The 17,913-nt window shown below is 26.5% G+C and carries 18 protein-coding genes; 5 read left to right on the forward strand and 13 right to left on the reverse strand.

Annotation, left to right across the window (positions count from 1 at the left end; genetic code table 11):
* Positions 1-64 precede the first annotated feature (64 nt).
* Positions 65-1,555, reverse strand: a complete 1,491-nt coding sequence (locus ACAN_RS13065) for a fumarate hydratase (protein ID WP_147525222.1) — start codon at positions 1,553-1,555, stop codon at positions 65-67.
* Positions 1,556-1,771: 216 nt separating this feature from the next.
* Between ACAN_RS13065 and ACAN_RS13070 the strand changes: the two genes are divergently transcribed.
* Positions 1,772-2,821: a hypothetical protein gene (locus tag ACAN_RS13070; protein ID WP_099334594.1), complete on the forward strand. Its 1,050-nt coding sequence runs from the start codon at positions 1,772-1,774 to the stop codon at positions 2,819-2,821.
* Between the two features lie 21 nt (positions 2,822-2,842).
* Here ACAN_RS13070 and dsbD read toward each other — a convergent pair whose 3' ends face one another.
* Both dsbD and ACAN_RS13080 read right to left on the reverse strand, forming a co-directional pair.
* The gene (gene dsbD, locus ACAN_RS13075; protein WP_099334593.1) at positions 2,843-4,576 is read right to left on the reverse strand and encodes a protein-disulfide reductase DsbD; all 1,734 of its coding nucleotides are present in this window, start codon (positions 4,574-4,576) and stop codon (positions 2,843-2,845) included.
* Positions 4,577-4,585: 9 nt separating this feature from the next.
* Positions 4,586-4,945, reverse strand: a complete 360-nt coding sequence (locus ACAN_RS13080) for a thioredoxin family protein (protein WP_099334592.1) — start codon at positions 4,943-4,945, stop codon at positions 4,586-4,588.
* Positions 4,946-5,090: 145 nt separating this feature from the next.
* On the opposite strand from ACAN_RS13080, the gene ACAN_RS13085 reads away from it, so the two are divergent.
* Positions 5,091-5,447, forward strand: coding sequence for a rhodanese-like domain-containing protein (locus tag ACAN_RS13085; RefSeq protein WP_099334591.1), 357 nt, complete (start codon positions 5,091-5,093; stop codon positions 5,445-5,447).
* On the opposite strand, the gene ACAN_RS13090 is transcribed toward ACAN_RS13085, so the two are convergent.
* The 3 genes from ACAN_RS13090 to ACAN_RS13100 form a co-directional block, all read right to left on the reverse strand.
* The gene (locus ACAN_RS13090) at positions 5,444-5,833 is read right to left on the reverse strand and encodes a rhodanese-like domain-containing protein (protein WP_099334590.1); all 390 of its coding nucleotides are present in this window, start codon (positions 5,831-5,833) and stop codon (positions 5,444-5,446) included. The two genes, ACAN_RS13085 and ACAN_RS13090, sit on opposite strands and share 4 nt — an antisense overlap.
* Before the next feature lie 76 nt (positions 5,834-5,909).
* Positions 5,910-6,146: a hypothetical protein gene (locus tag ACAN_RS13095; protein WP_079579986.1), complete on the reverse strand. Its 237-nt coding sequence runs from the start codon at positions 6,144-6,146 to the stop codon at positions 5,910-5,912.
* 100 nt (positions 6,147-6,246) lie between these two features.
* Positions 6,247-7,053, reverse strand: a complete 807-nt coding sequence (locus tag ACAN_RS13100) for a phosphatidylserine decarboxylase (protein WP_099334589.1) — start codon at positions 7,051-7,053, stop codon at positions 6,247-6,249.
* Between the two features lie 156 nt (positions 7,054-7,209).
* Between ACAN_RS13100 and ACAN_RS13105 the strand changes: the two genes are divergently transcribed.
* Both ACAN_RS13105 and ACAN_RS13110 read left to right on the forward strand, forming a co-directional pair.
* Positions 7,210-7,449, forward strand: a complete 240-nt coding sequence (locus ACAN_RS13105) for a hypothetical protein (protein WP_079579984.1) — start codon at positions 7,210-7,212, stop codon at positions 7,447-7,449.
* A gap of 75 nt (positions 7,450-7,524) precedes the next feature.
* Positions 7,525-8,397, forward strand: a complete 873-nt coding sequence (locus ACAN_RS13110) for a nucleoside recognition protein (protein WP_099334588.1) — start codon at positions 7,525-7,527, stop codon at positions 8,395-8,397.
* A gap of 17 nt (positions 8,398-8,414) precedes the next feature.
* Here the strand turns inward: ACAN_RS13110 and mltA are convergent, their stop codons facing one another.
* The 5 genes from mltA to ACAN_RS13135 all read right to left on the reverse strand — a co-directional run bounded on the left by mltA (position 8,415) and on the right by ACAN_RS13135 (position 13,264).
* On the reverse strand, positions 8,415-9,518 hold the full coding sequence (mltA, locus tag ACAN_RS13115; protein WP_099334587.1) for a murein transglycosylase A: 1,104 nt from the start codon (positions 9,516-9,518) through the stop codon (positions 8,415-8,417).
* Positions 9,519-9,579: 61 nt separating this feature from the next.
* Positions 9,580-9,864 (reverse strand): hypothetical protein, encoded by a 285-nt coding sequence (locus ACAN_RS13120; protein ID WP_099334586.1) that lies wholly within the window; start codon positions 9,862-9,864, stop codon positions 9,580-9,582.
* Positions 9,865-9,910: 46 nt separating this feature from the next.
* Positions 9,911-11,809, reverse strand: coding sequence for a molecular chaperone DnaK (gene dnaK / locus ACAN_RS13125; RefSeq protein WP_099334585.1), 1,899 nt, complete (start codon positions 11,807-11,809; stop codon positions 9,911-9,913).
* An 81-nt stretch (positions 11,810-11,890) separates the two neighbouring features.
* Entirely contained in the window at positions 11,891-12,463 is a 573-nt protein-coding gene (gene grpE / locus ACAN_RS13130; protein WP_079579979.1) for a nucleotide exchange factor GrpE, read from the reverse strand.
* 9 nt (positions 12,464-12,472) lie between these two features.
* A complete protein-coding gene (locus ACAN_RS13135; RefSeq protein ID WP_079579978.1) occupies positions 12,473-13,264 on the reverse strand; it encodes a heat-shock protein in 792 nt (263 codons plus the stop codon).
* A 304-nt stretch (positions 13,265-13,568) separates the two neighbouring features.
* Between ACAN_RS13135 and ACAN_RS13140 the strand changes: the two genes are divergently transcribed.
* Complete coding sequence (locus ACAN_RS13140; protein ID WP_099334584.1) at positions 13,569-13,946, forward strand: DUF302 domain-containing protein; 378 nt, start codon at positions 13,569-13,571, stop codon at positions 13,944-13,946.
* On the opposite strand, the gene ACAN_RS13145 is transcribed toward ACAN_RS13140, so the two are convergent.
* A complete protein-coding gene (locus ACAN_RS13145) occupies positions 13,943-16,702 on the reverse strand; it encodes a DEAD/DEAH box helicase (RefSeq protein ID WP_099334583.1) in 2,760 nt (919 codons plus the stop codon). The genes ACAN_RS13140 and ACAN_RS13145 overlap by 4 nt on opposite strands.
* Positions 16,703-17,842 (reverse strand): MFS transporter, encoded by a 1,140-nt coding sequence (locus ACAN_RS13150; protein WP_099334582.1) that lies wholly within the window; start codon positions 17,840-17,842, stop codon positions 16,703-16,705.
* Between the last annotated feature and the right edge of the window lie 71 nt (positions 17,843-17,913).

Consider the following 17,913-nt stretch of genomic DNA (forward strand, 5'->3'; position numbering starts at 1 on the left):
ACATTTAAAAGCATATAAACTTAATCATTGAAGACTTTTTTATAAAAAAAGTCTTCAAGAAAAACTAAATACTATTCCATTTTTGTGGTCCAGTTGTATGAATAGATACACCCTCACTGTCAACAGCGACTGTTACTGGCATATCTTTGACTTCAAACTCATATATTGCTTCCATACCCATCTCTTCAAATGCTACTACTTTTGCATCTTTTATTGATTGTGATATTAAATATGCTGCTCCACCTGTTGCTATTAAGTATGTTGATTTATACTCTTTTATTAAATCTATTGTTGGCTGCTTTCTTTCAGCCTTTCCTATCATCCCTAATATTCCTATTTCCATCATATCTTTTGTAAACTTATCCATTCTTGTTGATGTTGTTGGTCCTGCTGGGCCTACTATCTCTCCTTTTACTGGATCTACTGGTCCTACATAATATATAAATCTATCTTTTAACTCTAAGTTATTTGGTAATGCTTTCCCTGCTTCTTTATACTCTACAATCTTTTTATGTGCTGCATCTCTTGCTGTTAAAATCTTTCCTGACAATAGTAATGTATCCCCTGATTTAAACTGTGACAAATTCTCTTTTGTTAAATCTTCTATATTTACTCTTTTTACACTATCCATTGGTATCTCTAAATCAGGCCAAATATCCAAATCTGGTTTCTCAAATTTTGCTGCACCTTTTCCATCTAATTCAAAATGTATATGTCTTGTTGCTGCGCAGTTTGGTATCATTGCTACTGGTTTTGAAGCTGCATGACATGGGTAATCTAATATCTTTACATCTAATACTGTTGTTAAGCCTCCAAGTCCTTGTGCTCCTATACCTATTTTATTGATATCTTCATACAGTCTTAATCTTAACTCTTCAACTGCATTTTTTGCTCCTCTTTTCTTTAATTCATGTATATCTACATGATCCATTAAAGACTCTTTTGCAAGTAGCATTGATTTCTCTGGGTTTCCTCCAATTCCTATTCCTAGTATTCCTGGTGGACACCATCCTGCTCCCATTTGTCTTACATTCTCCATTACCCAATCATATATTGAATCTGATGGATTTAGCACTGTAAACTTAGATTTATTCTCACTTCCTCCACCTTTTGCTGCAACTGTTATCTCTACTTTATCTGAGTTATCTACACTATAATGTATTACTGCTGGAGTATTATTTTTTGTATTCTTTCTCTCTCCTGCTGGGTCACTTACTACTGAGTATCTTAATGTATTATCTGGGTCTGTATATCCTTTTGCTACTCCCTCATTTAATACATCTTCTAACTCTTTTGACAACTCTAGTTTTGCATTTAAACCAACTTTAATAAAAATATTTACTGATCCTGTATCTTGGCACAATGGTCTATGTCCCATTGCACACATCTTTGAATTAATTAGAATCTGTGCTATTGCATTTTTTGCTGCTTCGGATTCCTCTTTTTCATATGCTTCTACCATTCCTTTTACAAAATCTTCTGGATGATAATACGAGATATATTGACAGGCTCCTGCGATACTGTCTATTATATCTTGCTCTTTTATAGTATTCATATTAAACCTTTTTATTTATATATTAGATGATTGACTTTTTAAAAGCGACAATTATTAGATTAATATATCTATAAAAAATTATAACAATAAATATGGGATAAAAATAGGATTTTAATATATTTTTCTTTGCTTATTTTAAGATTATAAAATTGATATATTAAGAATAGTATTAGAAAAAGTTACGTAAAATTTCAAAGATTTACAAAAAGGTCACATATGAAGATTCTTACAATAATAGCATTATTACTAATATTAAATGAAACAAACTATGGTTTTTCTAGCTTTATAAATAAAAGTAAAATAAAAAATATTCTTAAAAAAGAGTTTGATAATAAAATAGATTTAATTTCATATGAAACAGTGTATGCTCCATCAATTGTCCCTTTACCTCAAGATTTTAAATTTGTAATATTATATGATAAAAAACAGGATTTTTATTTTACAATTGCACATGACTTTAGAGGCAAAAAAAAAGATTCAAGAGAAGATATCATAGAGAAAATAAAAAAGAGTATAGAAAAGCAGATTAAGTATATAGACAAGCTCAAAGAAAAAGCAAAAGTTTTTAAAAAATATTATAATAAAGAGTTTTTTATTATTTATGATGAAACTTATAGTAAAAATGTATTTATTACTTTTTTAGATATTAAAGATTTTGATAATACATATGCAATAAAAGAGTTTAACAAAATACAAAATTATTTAAAAGATAATCAAAAAGATATTATAGAAATAATGCCAAAAAAATATACAAAATATTTTAAAGAACAAATATCAAAAAACTACTACTCACAACATGAAAAAACAGACCTTATAAAAGATTTAGATAAATCAAAAAAAGAAGAAGTTATCTATTCATCTAAAGCTTTAAACTCAATACTTTTTAGAACTTATTTTAAAATCTCTTATGAAACTTATGAAGATATGGAACATAGAGTAGTAAATAGTTATTTAATACATAAAGATAATCAAATGTCACAAGCAAGAGGTTATACATTAGGTGCTCATGTTGAAAATCTTTATAAAAGAGCTCAAAATATAGATATTGATTTAGGTGTAAAAATGAGAGAACTAATCAAAGATAAATATTTTAAAGAGTTCAATAAAGAGTTAAAGATTGATTTTTTAGACTCTTATTTAAATTGGGAAAAAAATATACTTAATATTGAAGTATATGATTTTTTAATAGATGAAAAAAAAGTCTTAAAAACTCACTATTTAAAATATGATTTTTTAACAAACCAATTTATTGAGCATAAAGATTAAATAAAAGGGATAAAATCCCTTTTAAAAACTTCTATTTACAATTTCTAAAAACTCTTTAGCAGTTTTAAATCCAACGATTTTAGCCTCTTTAATCTCTTTATTATTTTCATCCCAAAAGATTAATCCAGGAGGTCCAAAAATACCATATTTTTTTTGCATCAATTTATCATCAACACTATTTTTAGTAACATCTGCTTTTAAAAGAGTAAACTCTTGAAGTTTTTGTTTTACTTTTTCATCTGTAAAAGTTATCTCTTCTAACTCTTTACAAGCCACACACCAATCAGCGTAAAAATCAAGCATAACAGGTTTTGAAGACTCTTTTATAGCTATATCTAATTCATCTAAATTTTTAACATATTTCCATTTGATATCATTTTCACTACTTACTTTTGAAGTTGATAAACTAAGTTTATTAAGAGGTTTTAATATATCATTTGCACCACTTATTGCCCCAACAAAAGCAATAACACCATAAACTAATAAAATAATTGTAAATGTTCTTACTAAAATATGTTTATATATTTGTAAATATAAAGATGCTCCAATTAATAAAAATGACCATAAATACATAGTATATTCTGGTATTACTCGCTCTAACATCCAAATTGCAATACCAAGCATTACAATACCAAAGATTTTAGAAACACTATCCATCCAACCACCTGGTTTTGGCATAAACTTACCAGCACCTACTCCTATTAATAGTAAAGGAAGTCCCATTCCAAAGCTAAGTACAAATAAAGCTAAACCACCAAGAACTGCATCTCCTGTTTGACCTATATAAACTAAAGCACCTGCTAATGGTGGAGCAACACAAGGACCTACAATTAAAGCAGATAAAAATCCCATAATTGCAATTCCTAATACTCCTTGTTTCTCTTTTCCCTCAGTTGTTTTGTTGATTTTGTTTTGAATAGCTTGAGGTAATTCTAATTTAAAGTATCCAAACATAGAAAAAGCTAAAGCTACAAATATTAATGCAAAAATAACTAAAACATAAGGATTTTGAAGAGCAACTTGTAAGTTTGCACCAAACAAGCCTGCAACTACTCCTGCAATAGTATATGCAAGTGCCATAAAAAAAACATATACAAAAGATAAAAAGAAACCTTTAAGTGGTGTTAATCTTTCATTATTACTAGCTTTTACAATTATTGATGAAAGTATAGGAATCATTGGGAACACACAAGGTGTTAATGAAAGTAATAATCCAAAGCCAAAAAATGTTGCTAATACTAAAAGAAAGTTTCCACTTGCTAATGTGTTTGCAATAGAATCAGTCTCACTTAAAGCTTGTTTATTTTCTAAAGGTTTTACTTCTTGAACTTTTGAAACTGTTTTTGAATAAGTATATGTTTCACTCATAGGTGCATAACAAAGACCAGCTTTAGAACAACCTTGAAATTGAACTTCAACTTCATAACTATCTGCTTTTAATTTAGACTCTAAAAGATTCAAAGGAATTTTTATATTTTGATTTCCAAAATGAACTATAAACTCATCATATTCAACAGGTTTAGGAATGTTCAATTCTTTTGTAATCTCTATTTTTTGAGGCTTTGTTATAAAAACCTTTAGCATATTATCATATAAATAGATATCTTTTCCAAGTTCTATTTTAAAAGATATATTTTCATTACTTAATTCAAACTTTGTTTGAAAAGCTTCTTCAGGTGTTAAAAAATCATCATTTGAAGTTGCAAATAAAAAATTAAAACCTAAAAGAAATATTAAAAAGAGTTTTTGTAACATCAAATTTTCCTAAAAATAGTTTTTAACATTTAAATGTAGTTGAGATACTGTTTTTACCCCAACTTCTTTTTTTAAAAAAATTCCATTTTTAAAATAGACAGTTGTAGGAATTGTTCTTACCCCAAATTTTTGTGCTAATTGTGGTTGCTTATCTACATCAACTTTATAAATTACTACATCACTATTGTTTGAATTTTCAAAATCTTTCAAATTTTTAGACATTATCTTACATGGAGGACACCAAACTGCATAAAAATCAACAATAGCATTTTTATTTTGAAGTTTTTCATCTATGTTATCAGCAGTTAAATGTTCAGCTGAAAATAAAGATATAAAGCTAAAAGATAGAATCAAAATTATCTTCTTCATATAAGTTCCTTTAGAATTTTTAATATTATAGTAAATATTTGTAAAGAGTTTGTTAATAAAAACTTGTATTTATAAAACTAACTTTTAATTTATAAGATTTATTAATATTTTCTTGTTAAAATTTTCTTTTTAAAAAGGCTAAAATATGCAAGATGAAGTAATAGATTTAATTCCTAGAAAAGTTGATTTAATGAATAAGGACAATATAGTTTTAATTGATATTAGAACTGAAATTGAGTTTAAACAAACAGGCATTATAAAAAATTCACATAAACTTACATTTTTTGATATTTATGGAAATTATGACTTAGATGAATGGATGAAAAAATTTGAAAAATTAGTTACAAATAAAGACCAAACTTTTATTCTTATTTGTGCCCATGCAAATAGAACAAGAACCGTAGGTAATTATCTTATTAGTTTAGGATATAAAAACTGTGCCCATTTACATGGAGGTATTGCACAATGGATTGAAGAGCAAAGAGAAACAGTTTTTAACTAGTTTATTACTCTTTTTCCCTCTTTCTTCCAAGCATTAAAACCACCTTTTAAATAAAACACTTTTTTAAAGCCTGCTTTTTTAAGCTCATTTGCTAAATTTTTTGATTTTTGACCATCTTTATCTATTAAAGCAAAACTTTGATTTGGACTTTTTATAACTTTTAAAAGTTTATATTTCCATCTTTTCATTTCTAAATCACTGCTATTTTCATAAGTAATCGTATATGAACTAGGAATTATACCTTTTTGATTTTGTTCTTGTTTTGTTCTTATATCTATAATAATTGCTCTTTTAGAAAGATATTTTTCTAAAGTAGTAGTATCAATTGATTTTGCACTATTTGCAAAAAGAGAAATAAAAGTAAGTAGTAAGATAAGTATTTTCATTGAATATCCTTTGTTATAAAAATTATAACAAAAAATATTATAAATAAGAGATAATTTTTTTATTATCTCTTAAAATTTAAGCATTTTGTGCTTTTTTCTCTTGACTTACTTTTTGTAATACTTCAATTACATCATCAAGACTTCCATAAGGAATATGAGATTTCCACTCAATATCTTTGCCATTTAAAGCAATACCAATACTTACCACATCAGAAGTCTCTTTTCCATATGGCTCAGTTATATTTGAAATAATTATTTTACCTTTTTTTGTTCCTGATAATTGAAGTGTTGCAATTTCCGTAGTTGTTGACATATCTATTCCTTTTTGTTTTCTTCATTTTGACAAAACTTAACTTTTAATTAAATTAAATTTCTTTAGGCTTAAATACTTAAAAGCTATTTATTAAACTATTTTATTTTAAAATACCAATTTTTTGTCCATATTTTACTTTTTGGTTTAGTAAATCTTCTAATTCTACACTATCTTTTTCCCAAACCATAACAACAGTTGAACCCATTTTAAAATAACCTAATGTTTGACCTTTTTTTACTTTCAGATCATCATACTTAATTACTTTTATATCTTTTGTATTACTATTTGTTTCTACACTTGGTTCAAAATCAAATACCATTTGACCTACATTTAAAGCTCCAACAAAAACCATATAAAAAATCTTATTATTTGAAAAACACTCTAAAACTACTCTTTCGTTTTGAACAAATAAATCAAGCTCTTTATTTAAGTATTTTAAATTAACAGGATAAAGCTTTCCTGGAACATGAATAAGTTTTTTAATTTCACAATCAATAGGTGCATGATACCTATGATAATCACTTGGAGCAAGATAAAAATTCATATATTTTCCATCTTTTACCATAGGAAAAGTATCAGTACAATAATAAGTAAGCAAATCTTCAACAGAATATTCCATGCCTTTTATTTGAAAAAGAGTCTCTTTATGCAAGCTTCCACACTGTGTAATAAAACTATCAGCAGGAGAGATAAAACTATTTTCCTCTTCATCAATCTCTCTTGGGATTGCCAATTCTCTTGTAAATAAATCAGTTAAAGATTTATAATACTTAGCATTTCTAAATTCACTCATATCAATTTTAAAAATTTTAACATATGTATTGTTAATAAATTTTTGAAAAAATGATGGGAACTCTTTTTTGGCAAACTTTCCAAAATATTGCGAAATCAAGTTTGTAATGTGCATTATTTTCCTTAATAATTCATTTAATTAGATATTCTATCAAAATATCACTTGATTTTTAAAATATTAATATAAATTTTTAATGTAAGATATTTTAGTGTATCTTTAAGTTAGTATTGCATTACTTAAATAAACAAATTATATATAAGGAAAATTTATATGCATAAAATAGTAGTTGCAAATCAATGTGGTTGTTTTAAAAGAAGTGACCTTGAGAATAATATTAGTTTTACTTCAAAAGATGATGCTCTTTTAAAAGCAATACAAATGAAAGAAAAAATGAATAGTGAGTTCTGTGGTAAACATGAATTTCAAGTTGAAGAGATGCAAAATAATTTTGTTATTTCATTTTTTACTCCGAAGAAAACTTCATGTTGTGGAGATGGATGTTGTAGCTAACAACTTCCATCTTAAACTTAATAAAATATCTTCAAAATTTAGATAAAATTATAAAAACTTTCAAAAAGAGTATTTATGAATTTACAAAAAACTTTAAACTCTTCAATAAAAAGTATTTGGATTATACTAAAACTTGTTATACCAATTTATATACTTGCTGAAATACTGTTTTATTATAATACCTTAGCATATGTATCATTTTTAGTAGAACCATTTACTTCTATTTTAGGTTTACCAAAAGAGGCTGCATTATCAATAATTAGTGGAATGTTTTTAAATCTTTACGCAGCAGTTGCTTTTGCAGCTCCACTTGATATGAGTCCACAACAATGGACTGTACTTGCAGTGTTTTTAGGTATTTGTCACTCCCTTGTAGTTGAAAGTGTGATTATGAAAAAAATTGGTTTATCAAACACTTACTCTTATCTTCTAAGATTTATTGCAGGATTATTAGTTGCATATCTAACTACCTTTATTCCTTCAAGTTACTTTATGTCAAATATAAATATTGAAGCTTTTGAAGAAAAAAGTTATGATAGTTTAATCTCTTTACTTCAAATTTCAGCATATAATGCTTTTATTTTATCATTGAAAATTATTGCTTTAATTACTGCTTTAATTTTTATAATGGATTTTATAAAAACAAGAGATTTTATACAAAAAAGTGGGAAAAATATTAGTAAAAGTTTTTCAATCTTAGTTGGTGTATTTTTAGGAATAACATATGGAGCAGGTATATTAATAGAAGAAGCAAAAGGTACAAGTTTAAGTAAAAAAGATATCTTCTTTATTGGTACTTTTTTAATGATTTGCCATGCTATTATTGAAGATACATTATTATTTGTAATTTTTGGAGCTGATTTTACTATTATAATTGCTATTAGAACAGTAGCTGCAATAATCATTTCCTATGCAATGTTATATTTCTTTGATAAAAGATATTCTTAAACTACAAAGCAAAGTATTTAGTTTAATACTTGCTTTGGAATAAGAATATATAATTTACCTTTTTCTTTCATTTTTCCTGCATACTCAAATGCTTTATCACCAAATCCCCAAAAAAAGTCAGCTCTAATTTCCCCTTTAATTGCTCCTCCAACATCAGCAGCAACCATTAGTTTGTTTATATCCTCTTTTGTAACTGGATTTGAAGTTGAAATAAATACTGGCATACCTAAAGGAATATAACTTCTATCAACAGCAAGGTTTCTTTTTGAAGTAAGTTCAACACCTAATGCTCCTGTTGCACCTTGTTTTGATTCTCTAAAAAAGACATAACTTTCATTATGATTTAAAATCTCATCCATTTTGTCTGGGTTTTTATCAAAATATGCTTTCATTCCTTGAATAGAAGCACTATTTCTATCAATAAATCCATTTTTTAACATATATTTTCCAACAGATTTATATCTTCTTCCATTTTGATTTGCATAACCTACATTTAAAATTGTACCATCTGTTAATTTTACTTTACCAGAACCTTGTATATGAAGTAAAAAAAGTGCAAATTTATCATCAACATAACAAATAGCTTCTAAATTCTCATTTTCATGCTTTTCAAGTTGGGCTCTATTTTCATAAGGAACTAATTTATTTCCTTTTAATTTACCCCTTAATCTATATTTTTTAAGTTCGGGATAAACCTTACTTAAATCAACTGTGATCATATCTTTTGGAGTTTTATAAATTGGGTACTTATAAGTATCATCTTTTGTTAAACTTCCATGAAGTAATGGTTCATAATAACCTGTAATTATCCCCTCATCGCTTCCTTTATTATCTATTAGTTTATAAGCTTCAAAATTTGAGATAAAAAAGTCTCTTGCGTTATTTTCATCATCTGCTTTTAAACAAACTTCTTTAAACATTTCATATCTTTTTGAACGTGTACAAGCTTTTTTAAATACTTCAAATGCATAATCTAAATCATCATTATAAAAGTCTTCAATATCATAAAAATTGACTTTTTCTAGAGATGCCTTTGAGATATCATCATACTTTTGATACTCTTTTACAGAACATCCAGTAAATATATAAATAGTAATTATAAAAATTAGTAGTTGTCTCAAAACTGCTCCTTTAATTTTGCAGTATTTTAACATCTTAAAGTAAATGTTTTATTACAAAAAATTATTGCCCTTGAGGATGAACTTCTTTTAAGCCACAGTGTTTGCATCTATATTCAAACTCTATAACTCCTTGGCAGCCATGATTTTTTAATACTCTTTTTGTAATAGCTTCATTTTTAAAAGTAGTATTGGTTTTTTCATCAAAAAATGTTCTTGATTTTTCCCCACAATTTGGGCACTCACCTGAGTTTAGCTTTGATACTCGTTGATGTTTAGTTTTAAAGTAAAGTAATACAGAGAATATTACTAATAAAAAAGTAAGTAGTAAAAATATTAGTGTTTGCATAAGGGAAGTTACCTTCCCTTTGCAAATATATAATTAAAATGCAAGATTATTCAACCTCAGCATCAATTACATCATCGTCATCTTTTTTAGCTTTTTTATTTGCTTGTGCACCACCTGCTTGTCCACCTTGACCTTGTTGCTCTTTAGCGTACATAGCTTCTGCTAATTTGTGGCTTACTTCTGTTAAAGCTTTAACTTTCTCTTCAATTTGCTCTTTTGTTGCATTTTCATCTTTTAAAACTTCTTCTAAAGCTGCTGCTGCATCTACAATTTTTTGTTTCTCTTCTTCTGATACTGCACTTTCATTCTCTTCTAAAGTTTTTTTAGTTGAATGCAATAAAGAGTCAGCTTGATTTCTAACTTCAATTACTTCTTTTCTTTTTGCATCTGCTTCTTTATTTGATTCTGCTTCTTGTACCATTTTTTCAATCTCTTCATCACTTAATCCAGATGAACCAGAGATTGTAATTTTATTCTCTTTTCCAGTACCTTTATCTTTAGCACTTACATTTAATACACCATTTGCATCAATATCAAATGTTACTTCAATTTGAGGCACACCTCTTGGAGCTGCTGGGATATCTGAAAGTTCAAACATACCTAAAGATTTATTATCTTTTGCAAACTCTCTTTCACCTTGAGTTACATGAATTGATACAGCTGGTTGATTATCTTCTGCTGTACTAAATACTTGAGATTTTTTAACAGGAATTGTTGTCCCTTTCTCAATTAATTTAGTCATAACTCCACCTAAAGTTTCAATACCTAATGATAAAGGAGTTACATCTAATAATAGTACATCTTTTACATCACCTTTTAATACACCAGCTTGAACAGCTGCACCTTTTGCAACTACTTCATCAGGGTTAACACCTTTATTTAAATCTTTTCCAAAATAGTTTTTAACAATTTCATTTGCTTTTGGTAATCTTGTAGAACCACCAACCATGATAATCTCTTGAATCTCATTTTTATCTAATCCTGCATCATCTAAAGCAGTTTTAATATGAGATAATGTTTCATTAATTAAATCTTCTGTCATAGACTCAAATTTAGCTCTTGTTAAAGATTTTACTAAGTGAACTGGTCCTGCATTACCCATTGAAATAAATGGTAAGTTAATCTCTGTTGATTCTGCTGAGCTTAACTCTTTTTTAGCATTTTCAGCTGCATCTTTTAATCTTTGTAATGCCATTTTGTCATTTTTAATGTCAAATCCATTCTCATCTTTAAACTCTTTTGCTAACCAATCAATAATTCTATTATCAAAGTCATCTCCACCTAAGAATGCATTACCATCAGTTGAAAGTACTTCAAATGTTCCATCACCAATTTCAAGAACTGTAACATCAAATGTACCACCACCTAAATCATATACAAGAACTTTTTCTTCACCTTTTTTATCAAGTCCATAAGCTAGTGATGCAGCTGTTGGCTCATTGATAATTCTTAGTACATTAAGACCTGCAATTGTCCCTGCTTCTTGTGTAGCTTTTCTTTGTGCATCATTAAAGTATGCTGGTACTGTAATAACTGCATCAGTTACAGTTGTTCCTAAATACTCTTCTGCATCAGCTTTAAGTTTTCCTAAAATTTTTGCAGAAATTTCTTGAGGAGTATATACTTTATCTCCAATCTCAACTGCTGCTGCACCATTTCTATTTACAATTTTATATCCAACTTTTTCTTGTGCTTCTTTAGCATTCTCTTCTTCCATCATAAGACCCATAATTCTTTTGATAGAATAAATTGTTTTTTCTGGGTTTGTAATAGCTTGTCTTTTTGCAGGATCTCCTACTAAAACCTCACCTTTATCTGTAAATGCAACAATTGATGGTGTTGTATTTTTACCTTCTTTATTTGCAATTACTTTCGCTTCTCCACCTTCATAAACTGCCATACAAGAGTTTGTTGTACCTAAGTCAATTCCAATTACTTTACTCATTTTATTTCCTTATCAAGTTTTATTTTATTTTTAATAATTTTTCTAATTTATTTAGTTTTATGACATTTCGGTCAAACTTATCTATTTTTTACAAATAGAAACCATTGCTGGTCTTAGTAATCTCTCTTTATACTTATAACCTTTTTGTAATTGTTGAACTATTTGTCCATCTTCATGTTCAGAACTATCAACTTGCATTACTGCATCATGGAAATTTGGATCAAATTCTCCACTTGTATCAATAGTACTAATTTCATGTTTTTCAAAAACTGTATAGAAGTTTTTGATTGTTAATTCAACACCTTCTTTTAATTTTTTAAGTAACTCTTCTGCTTTTAAATCTTTTGCAGACTCTTCTGCTGCTAGTGCCATTTCTAAAGTATCAATTGGTGTTAATAAATCTTTTGCAAACTTTTCACTTGCATAATCAATTGCTTGATACTTCTCTTTTTCTAATCGTTTTTTTATGTTTTCAAAATCTGCATGAACTCTTAAGTACTTATCTTCTGCTTCTTTTAACTTCTCTTCAAGTTCAGCTCTTACACTTTCTACAGTCTCTTCTTTAACCTCACTAGTAGCATTGTCTTCACAAGTTTGTTCTTCTTGATTTTCTACCACTTCTTGTTCTATTTCTTCTTTTTTTTCTTCGCTCAATTTTTACTCCTAAGACATACTAATTTGATTATAAAAATATTCATAATCTTTTGATAATTCGCCAACTATTAGCATTTTAGAATTATATCCTTTGATATTACACTCATGACAAATTGCAGTGTAACCAATTGGCAACAACTCTTCAAAATATAGACCCTCTTCACATTTATCTATAACTTCTCCATTTAAAAATGAATTAATAATAGTCTCATCAAAGTCATAGCTAAGAGCTAATCTTAAAAACTCTTTTGTATTATAAATTGAAAGATCTCTTTTTTTCACAAAATGTGAAATTTGTTCATAAAGCTCATAAGCACCAACATCTTTTGAAATTTTAAGTATATGGTTTATTTCTAAACCAATCATATCTTGCAAAAATCTGTAAAGTGCTGATGAGAACTTAATTGTAATTGGAAAATTATCAAACTCTAAGATCATATATTTATCTTGAATATTAATAATATTTACCAACTTATCATTTTTAAGTTCCTTTATAAACACAGTAAGACCAATACTTTGAGCCAAATACTCAATAGTTCTTAAATCAACAAAAGATAGTTTAAAATTTAGCTTACTATACCAATACTGCTTTAAAGCTTCTGTAGTTGGAGTTCTTCCACTACTTGCGTGCTCTTGGGCTAAATAACCCTCATCGCCTAACTTTTTAAAGTACCCTCTAATAGTAGCAGGCGAGTAAGCAATATCATACATTGATTTTAACTGACTAGAACCAATAGGTTCACAGTGTTCAATATATGCTTTGATAATAGACTGTAATAAAAACTCTTTTTTATCAATCATTTAAAACCAATCTTTTGAATTTTAGCACTCATTATCTTGAACTGCTAAAGTATTATAACTTATTGAGTGTATATTTGTCAAGTACTTTTTGAGTCTTTTTTTATAAAAGTTTTTAAAGGAGTATTTTTTACTATTTATGTAAATATTTCTTCAATATCTTTATCGTTTTTTCATCATTATTATAATATAAGCTTATATATATTTATAAACATATGCTTATATTTAAAAAGTAAACTATCGCTTAAAACCTTTATATAATAATAGTTTTGATAAAATTATCAAAAATTAATTATAAGGAAAATTTATGAAATACCAAGTTAGTACTTCTAAAACTTTAGAAGAGACTTATGATGCACTTCAAAAATCTATCAGTGAAAATAAATTTGGACTTCAACATACTCATAATGTACATGAAAAACTTAAAGCAAAAGATGTTGAACTAGGAAGAAGATGTCTTATCTTAGATATTTGTCAACCACATATTGCTAAAGAGATTTTAGATATTGATCCAAGTGTTAGTTCAATTTTGCCATGTAGTATCTCTATATATGAAGATGAGGGGAAAACAAATATATGTGTAGTTAAACCATCATTTATATTTCCCCAACTAAATGAAAATTTAAAAGAAGTAATGCAAAGAGTAGAAAAAACTATTTTTAAAATAATAGATGAAGCTGCTTAAACGCTTAGTGTAAACTCATCATATAAATACTTAGGAAGTTTTTTTTCTAACTTTAAAGTTAAATTGATGGGTTTTTCGCCCTCATACTTAATAGTATTTGCTAATCCTAAATATATAAAATTTTGAGTTTTTTTATCAACTGTTATATATTTTCTTACAAAAATATGAAGTTTAACTTTATGCTTGATATTTTCTATTAATTTTTCTCCATCGCCTTTATTAATAGTTGCATTTGGTTTTGTTTGCCAAGAAAAAGTATCATTTGTAAAAAATATATTACTATACCTTTTACTTTTTATGGCATTTTGTTTATCTAAGTTTATAAATAAAAAGTAATCATTCTTATGCTTTAATTGACCACTTCCTCTAAAAGAGCTATGAATTTTATCTAAGTTACAAAGTAATGCTATGTTTTTCATATTGTATTTTTCATATAGTTTTAAAAATGGCAAACCATAATAAACTCTTTCAAACTCTTTTTCATACAATAAAATTCCATACTCTAAACTATTTTTTATAAGCTCTTTTTGTTTTTTTGTTTCTAAACATTTTTTAAAAACTTGAGTAACTTTTAAAACTTCATCTTCTAAATATACAACTTTTTCATATCTTTTTATTTGTGCACTATCAAAAAACTCTTGATTTAAATATCTAAAACTATGTTTTACTGTTTGTAAATCAACTCTTTCTTGATACTTTAAAACTTCATTTTGTGCAGTTTTTAAATCAATTGATTCATGATTTAAAAGATACTTTAATATTGCAAATTCATGAACTCTTTTTAGTTTTATATGAGAATCAATAAATCTAATAATTTTCAAAAAACTCAATGGAAATTCATTTTTTTGTTTTTGTACTCTTAATACAAATTCAATATAAGATTTACTCTCATCAATAAAATCTTTAGGATTAAGTGTTGTTTCGTAAACTATAAAGTCAATAAGTGTTGGAACTTTCTTAATATCATTTTTAAACTCAATAAACTGCTGTTTTAAATATCTAAAACTATTAAAGTTTTCTTCATCAAGTTGTTTTAAAACCCTTTTCTTTGAGATTTCATCCATATATATAAATGTATTATTAGATATTGTTGCAAAGCTATTATTTAAAGCAAGTTTTATACTATCTTTGTCAATTACTTTATTTCCTAAAAGTGCAAAAGCTACTAAATAAGCTCTGTTGTGATTTCCAATAAAATCCAATACTGTTAAATACTCTTTATCTTCTGTTTTTCTAAGACCACGTCCTAGTTGTTGAATAAATACAGTTGATGAGCTTGTAGGTCTTAACATCAAAATAGTATTTATTTTTGGTATATCAATGCCTTCATTAAAAATATCTACACTAAAAATAACTTCTAAACTATCATCTTCATTTTCAAGTTGTTCAATAGTTAATTCTCTTTTTTCAATACAATCGCTTCCAAAAAGAGTAGTTGAATATATACCTGCTTTATTAAACTCATCATTCATATATTTTGCATGCTCTTTATTTACACAAAAAGCTAAAGCTTTTCTTTTTTTATTATCATGAGCATAAAATTTCATTTTTTCAATTATAAATTCAACTCTTTTATTTACACTTAATAGTTTTGCTAACTTTGAAAGATCATCTAAGTTTGTATTTTCATAATCTGTTACAATATCACTTATTCCAAAATAGTGAAAAGGTGCAATTAGTTTTTGCTCTAATGCCTCATTTAATCTTAAATCTATTGCAACATTATCATCAAAAACTTCATAAATATTTTGTTTATCACTTCTATTTGGAGTTGCCGTTAAGCCTAAAGTAAATTTTGAATTAAAATATAAAAAAACTTTTTGAAAAGATTCACTTGCTATATGATGCGCTTCATCATAAATAATATAATCAAACTCATCTTTTTTGAAAAGTTTTAAATTTTTACTTATTGTTTGAATAGTAGCAAAAATATAATCACTATCAAGCTCTTTTTTATTTCCTGTAAAAAGTCCAAAACTTTTTGTTTTTATTATTTTTTCAAAACTAAATTTTGATGAAATCAAAATATTTTCCCTATGAGCTAAAAATAAAACCTTTTTAGCTTCAAACTCTTTTACATCAAAAGCACTAAGATATGTTTTGCCTGTTCCTGTTGCACAAATTGCTATTGCTTTTTTTTGATTGTTTTTTCTTAAATCTTTTAAGTTTTTAAGAGCATGGATTTGCATACTATTGGCTTTTATCTCTTTTTCAAAAATAAATTTTTTATCTACTTTTACAAATTTCTGCTTTAAAAAGTTTTCATATGAGTTTAAAAATTTTTCATCTACATAATATGCTTGCTTAAATAAAGAATCAAACTCATTTAAAACATCAAGGGTAAAACTATCTTGTTTTTTACTTACTATTTTTAAATTCCACTCTATATTTGACTTAAATGCACTTGCAGTTATATTTGAAGAGCCTACAACTATTTTATAATCTTCTTCATACTCAAAAATATAAGCTTTACTATGAAACCCCACATCACTACTATCAAAGACTTTTAACTTTATATTATTAAACTCTTGAAGCTTTTTAAGTGCTTTTACTTCTGTAAAATTTAAATATGTTGATGTTAAGACTTTTCCATTAACTGCTTTTTGTTCACACTTTTTTAAACTATCAAGTAAAAGTTGTAATCCACTATAATTTATAAAAGCAACATTAATATAAAAACTTTTACAAGAGTTAAAAAGAGTTGTTAAACAGTTATAAAAATTATCTGTTTTATTATTTACAATAAGTTTATTCATCTATTTAAAATCATCTTTATAAATAAAAAATAGAGTATAAATAAGAATTAGTACACTAATAAATAAAATAATTGTAAAATTCCATCCAACTAATTGATAAAATATTGCAGGAACTACAGAACCCACTGCTCCCCCAATATAATAAAAAGTCAAATACATACCAGAAGTTAAAGATTTTTGTGACTCTTTTATTGAGTTTGCAATTCCTGTGCTTACACTATGAATAGTAAACATACCAATACAAAAAACAAATAGCATAAAAAATACAAAAATCATATTATCACTAAAAAAAGAAAAGTTAACTAGTGTAAAAATTAAAGCTCCAACAAGTATGGTATTTGATTCTGTTTTTAAAAGTTTTATGATTTTTTTTGATAATAAAGATACTACTATTCCCATTCCATAACCTAAATAGAGTAATCCAATTTGAGATTCAGTTGCATTAGGAATTAACTCTTTCATTCTAAATGGCAAAATATTAAGTAGTCCTGCAAATACAAAAAAAGTTGTAAACATCAAGGAATAAATTAAAACAAATCTTCTATCTTTTAAAATTTCTACAACATCACTTAATTTTGCTTTAGTAAGATTTGTATCTCCTTCAAAAGATAGCTTTTTGATAAAAAATAGTGCAAAAAATAGTGCAATAGATAAAGAGATAAATACAGCTCTCCATCCAAACTCTGTTGCAATAAATCCAGATATTACACGACCTACCATTCCGCCAAATACAGTTGCTGCAACATAAATTGCCATATTATATTTTACATTTTTTTTATCACTATTTGCTAAAATACTCATACATGAAGTTATAATAGCTGGAATTACAAGTGATTCTATAACTCTAATTGTCAAAAACATCTCATAACTATTTGAGTAAGATAAAACAAGATTTGTTACAAGAAGTATCAAAGATGCAACAAAAAGCATTTTTTTAGGACAAATTGATTCTAAAATATACCCATAAATAATAGGTGCAATTGCAAGTGAAAACATAATTACAGCAGTAAATTGTGATGCTTGTACCATGTTAATATTAAACTCTTTGGCTAATAAAGGCTGTAATGGCTGGGTTGCATACATAATAGAGAATACTACTAAAATTACATATATAATTATCATAAGTTGTTGATTTTTCATTTTTAAATTATACCATAAGTAAAAATTTTATTTAAGTTTGCATAAATTTTACATATGTTACATTTTTATTA

Origin of the sequence: Malaciobacter canalis (genome assembly GCF_008000835.1) — a bacterium.
Lineage (GTDB): Bacteria > Campylobacterota > Campylobacteria > Campylobacterales > Arcobacteraceae > Malaciobacter > Malaciobacter canalis.

Coding starts and splice junctions, on each gene's coding strand:
- ACAN_RS13065 (WP_147525222.1), bottom strand. CDS start 1,555: ATGAATACTATAAAAGAGCAAGATATAATAGACAGTATCGCAGGAGCC.
- ACAN_RS13070 (WP_099334594.1), top strand. CDS start 1,772: ATGAAGATTCTTACAATAATAGCATTATTACTAATATTAAATGAAACA.
- dsbD (WP_099334593.1), bottom strand. CDS start 4,576: ATGTTACAAAAACTCTTTTTAATATTTCTTTTAGGTTTTAATTTTTTA.
- ACAN_RS13080 (WP_099334592.1), bottom strand. CDS start 4,945: ATGAAGAAGATAATTTTGATTCTATCTTTTAGCTTTATATCTTTATTT.
- ACAN_RS13085 (WP_099334591.1), top strand. CDS start 5,091: ATGCAAGATGAAGTAATAGATTTAATTCCTAGAAAAGTTGATTTAATG.
- ACAN_RS13090 (WP_099334590.1), bottom strand. CDS start 5,833: ATGAAAATACTTATCTTACTACTTACTTTTATTTCTCTTTTTGCAAAT.
- ACAN_RS13095 (WP_079579986.1), bottom strand. CDS start 6,146: ATGTCAACAACTACGGAAATTGCAACACTTCAATTATCAGGAACAAAA.
- ACAN_RS13100 (WP_099334589.1), bottom strand. CDS start 7,053: ATGCACATTACAAACTTGATTTCGCAATATTTTGGAAAGTTTGCCAAA.
- ACAN_RS13105 (WP_079579984.1), top strand. CDS start 7,210: ATGCATAAAATAGTAGTTGCAAATCAATGTGGTTGTTTTAAAAGAAGT.
- ACAN_RS13110 (WP_099334588.1), top strand. CDS start 7,525: ATGAATTTACAAAAAACTTTAAACTCTTCAATAAAAAGTATTTGGATT.
- ACAN_RS13120 (WP_099334586.1), bottom strand. CDS start 9,864: ATGCAAACACTAATATTTTTACTACTTACTTTTTTATTAGTAATATTC.
- dnaK (WP_099334585.1), bottom strand. CDS start 11,809: ATGAGTAAAGTAATTGGAATTGACTTAGGTACAACAAACTCTTGTATG.
- ACAN_RS13135 (WP_079579978.1), bottom strand. CDS start 13,264: ATGATTGATAAAAAAGAGTTTTTATTACAGTCTATTATCAAAGCATAT.
- ACAN_RS13140 (WP_099334584.1), top strand. CDS start 13,569: ATGAAATACCAAGTTAGTACTTCTAAAACTTTAGAAGAGACTTATGAT.
- ACAN_RS13145 (WP_099334583.1), bottom strand. CDS start 16,702: ATGAATAAACTTATTGTAAATAATAAAACAGATAATTTTTATAACTGT.
- ACAN_RS13150 (WP_099334582.1), bottom strand. CDS start 17,842: ATGAAAAATCAACAACTTATGATAATTATATATGTAATTTTAGTAGTA.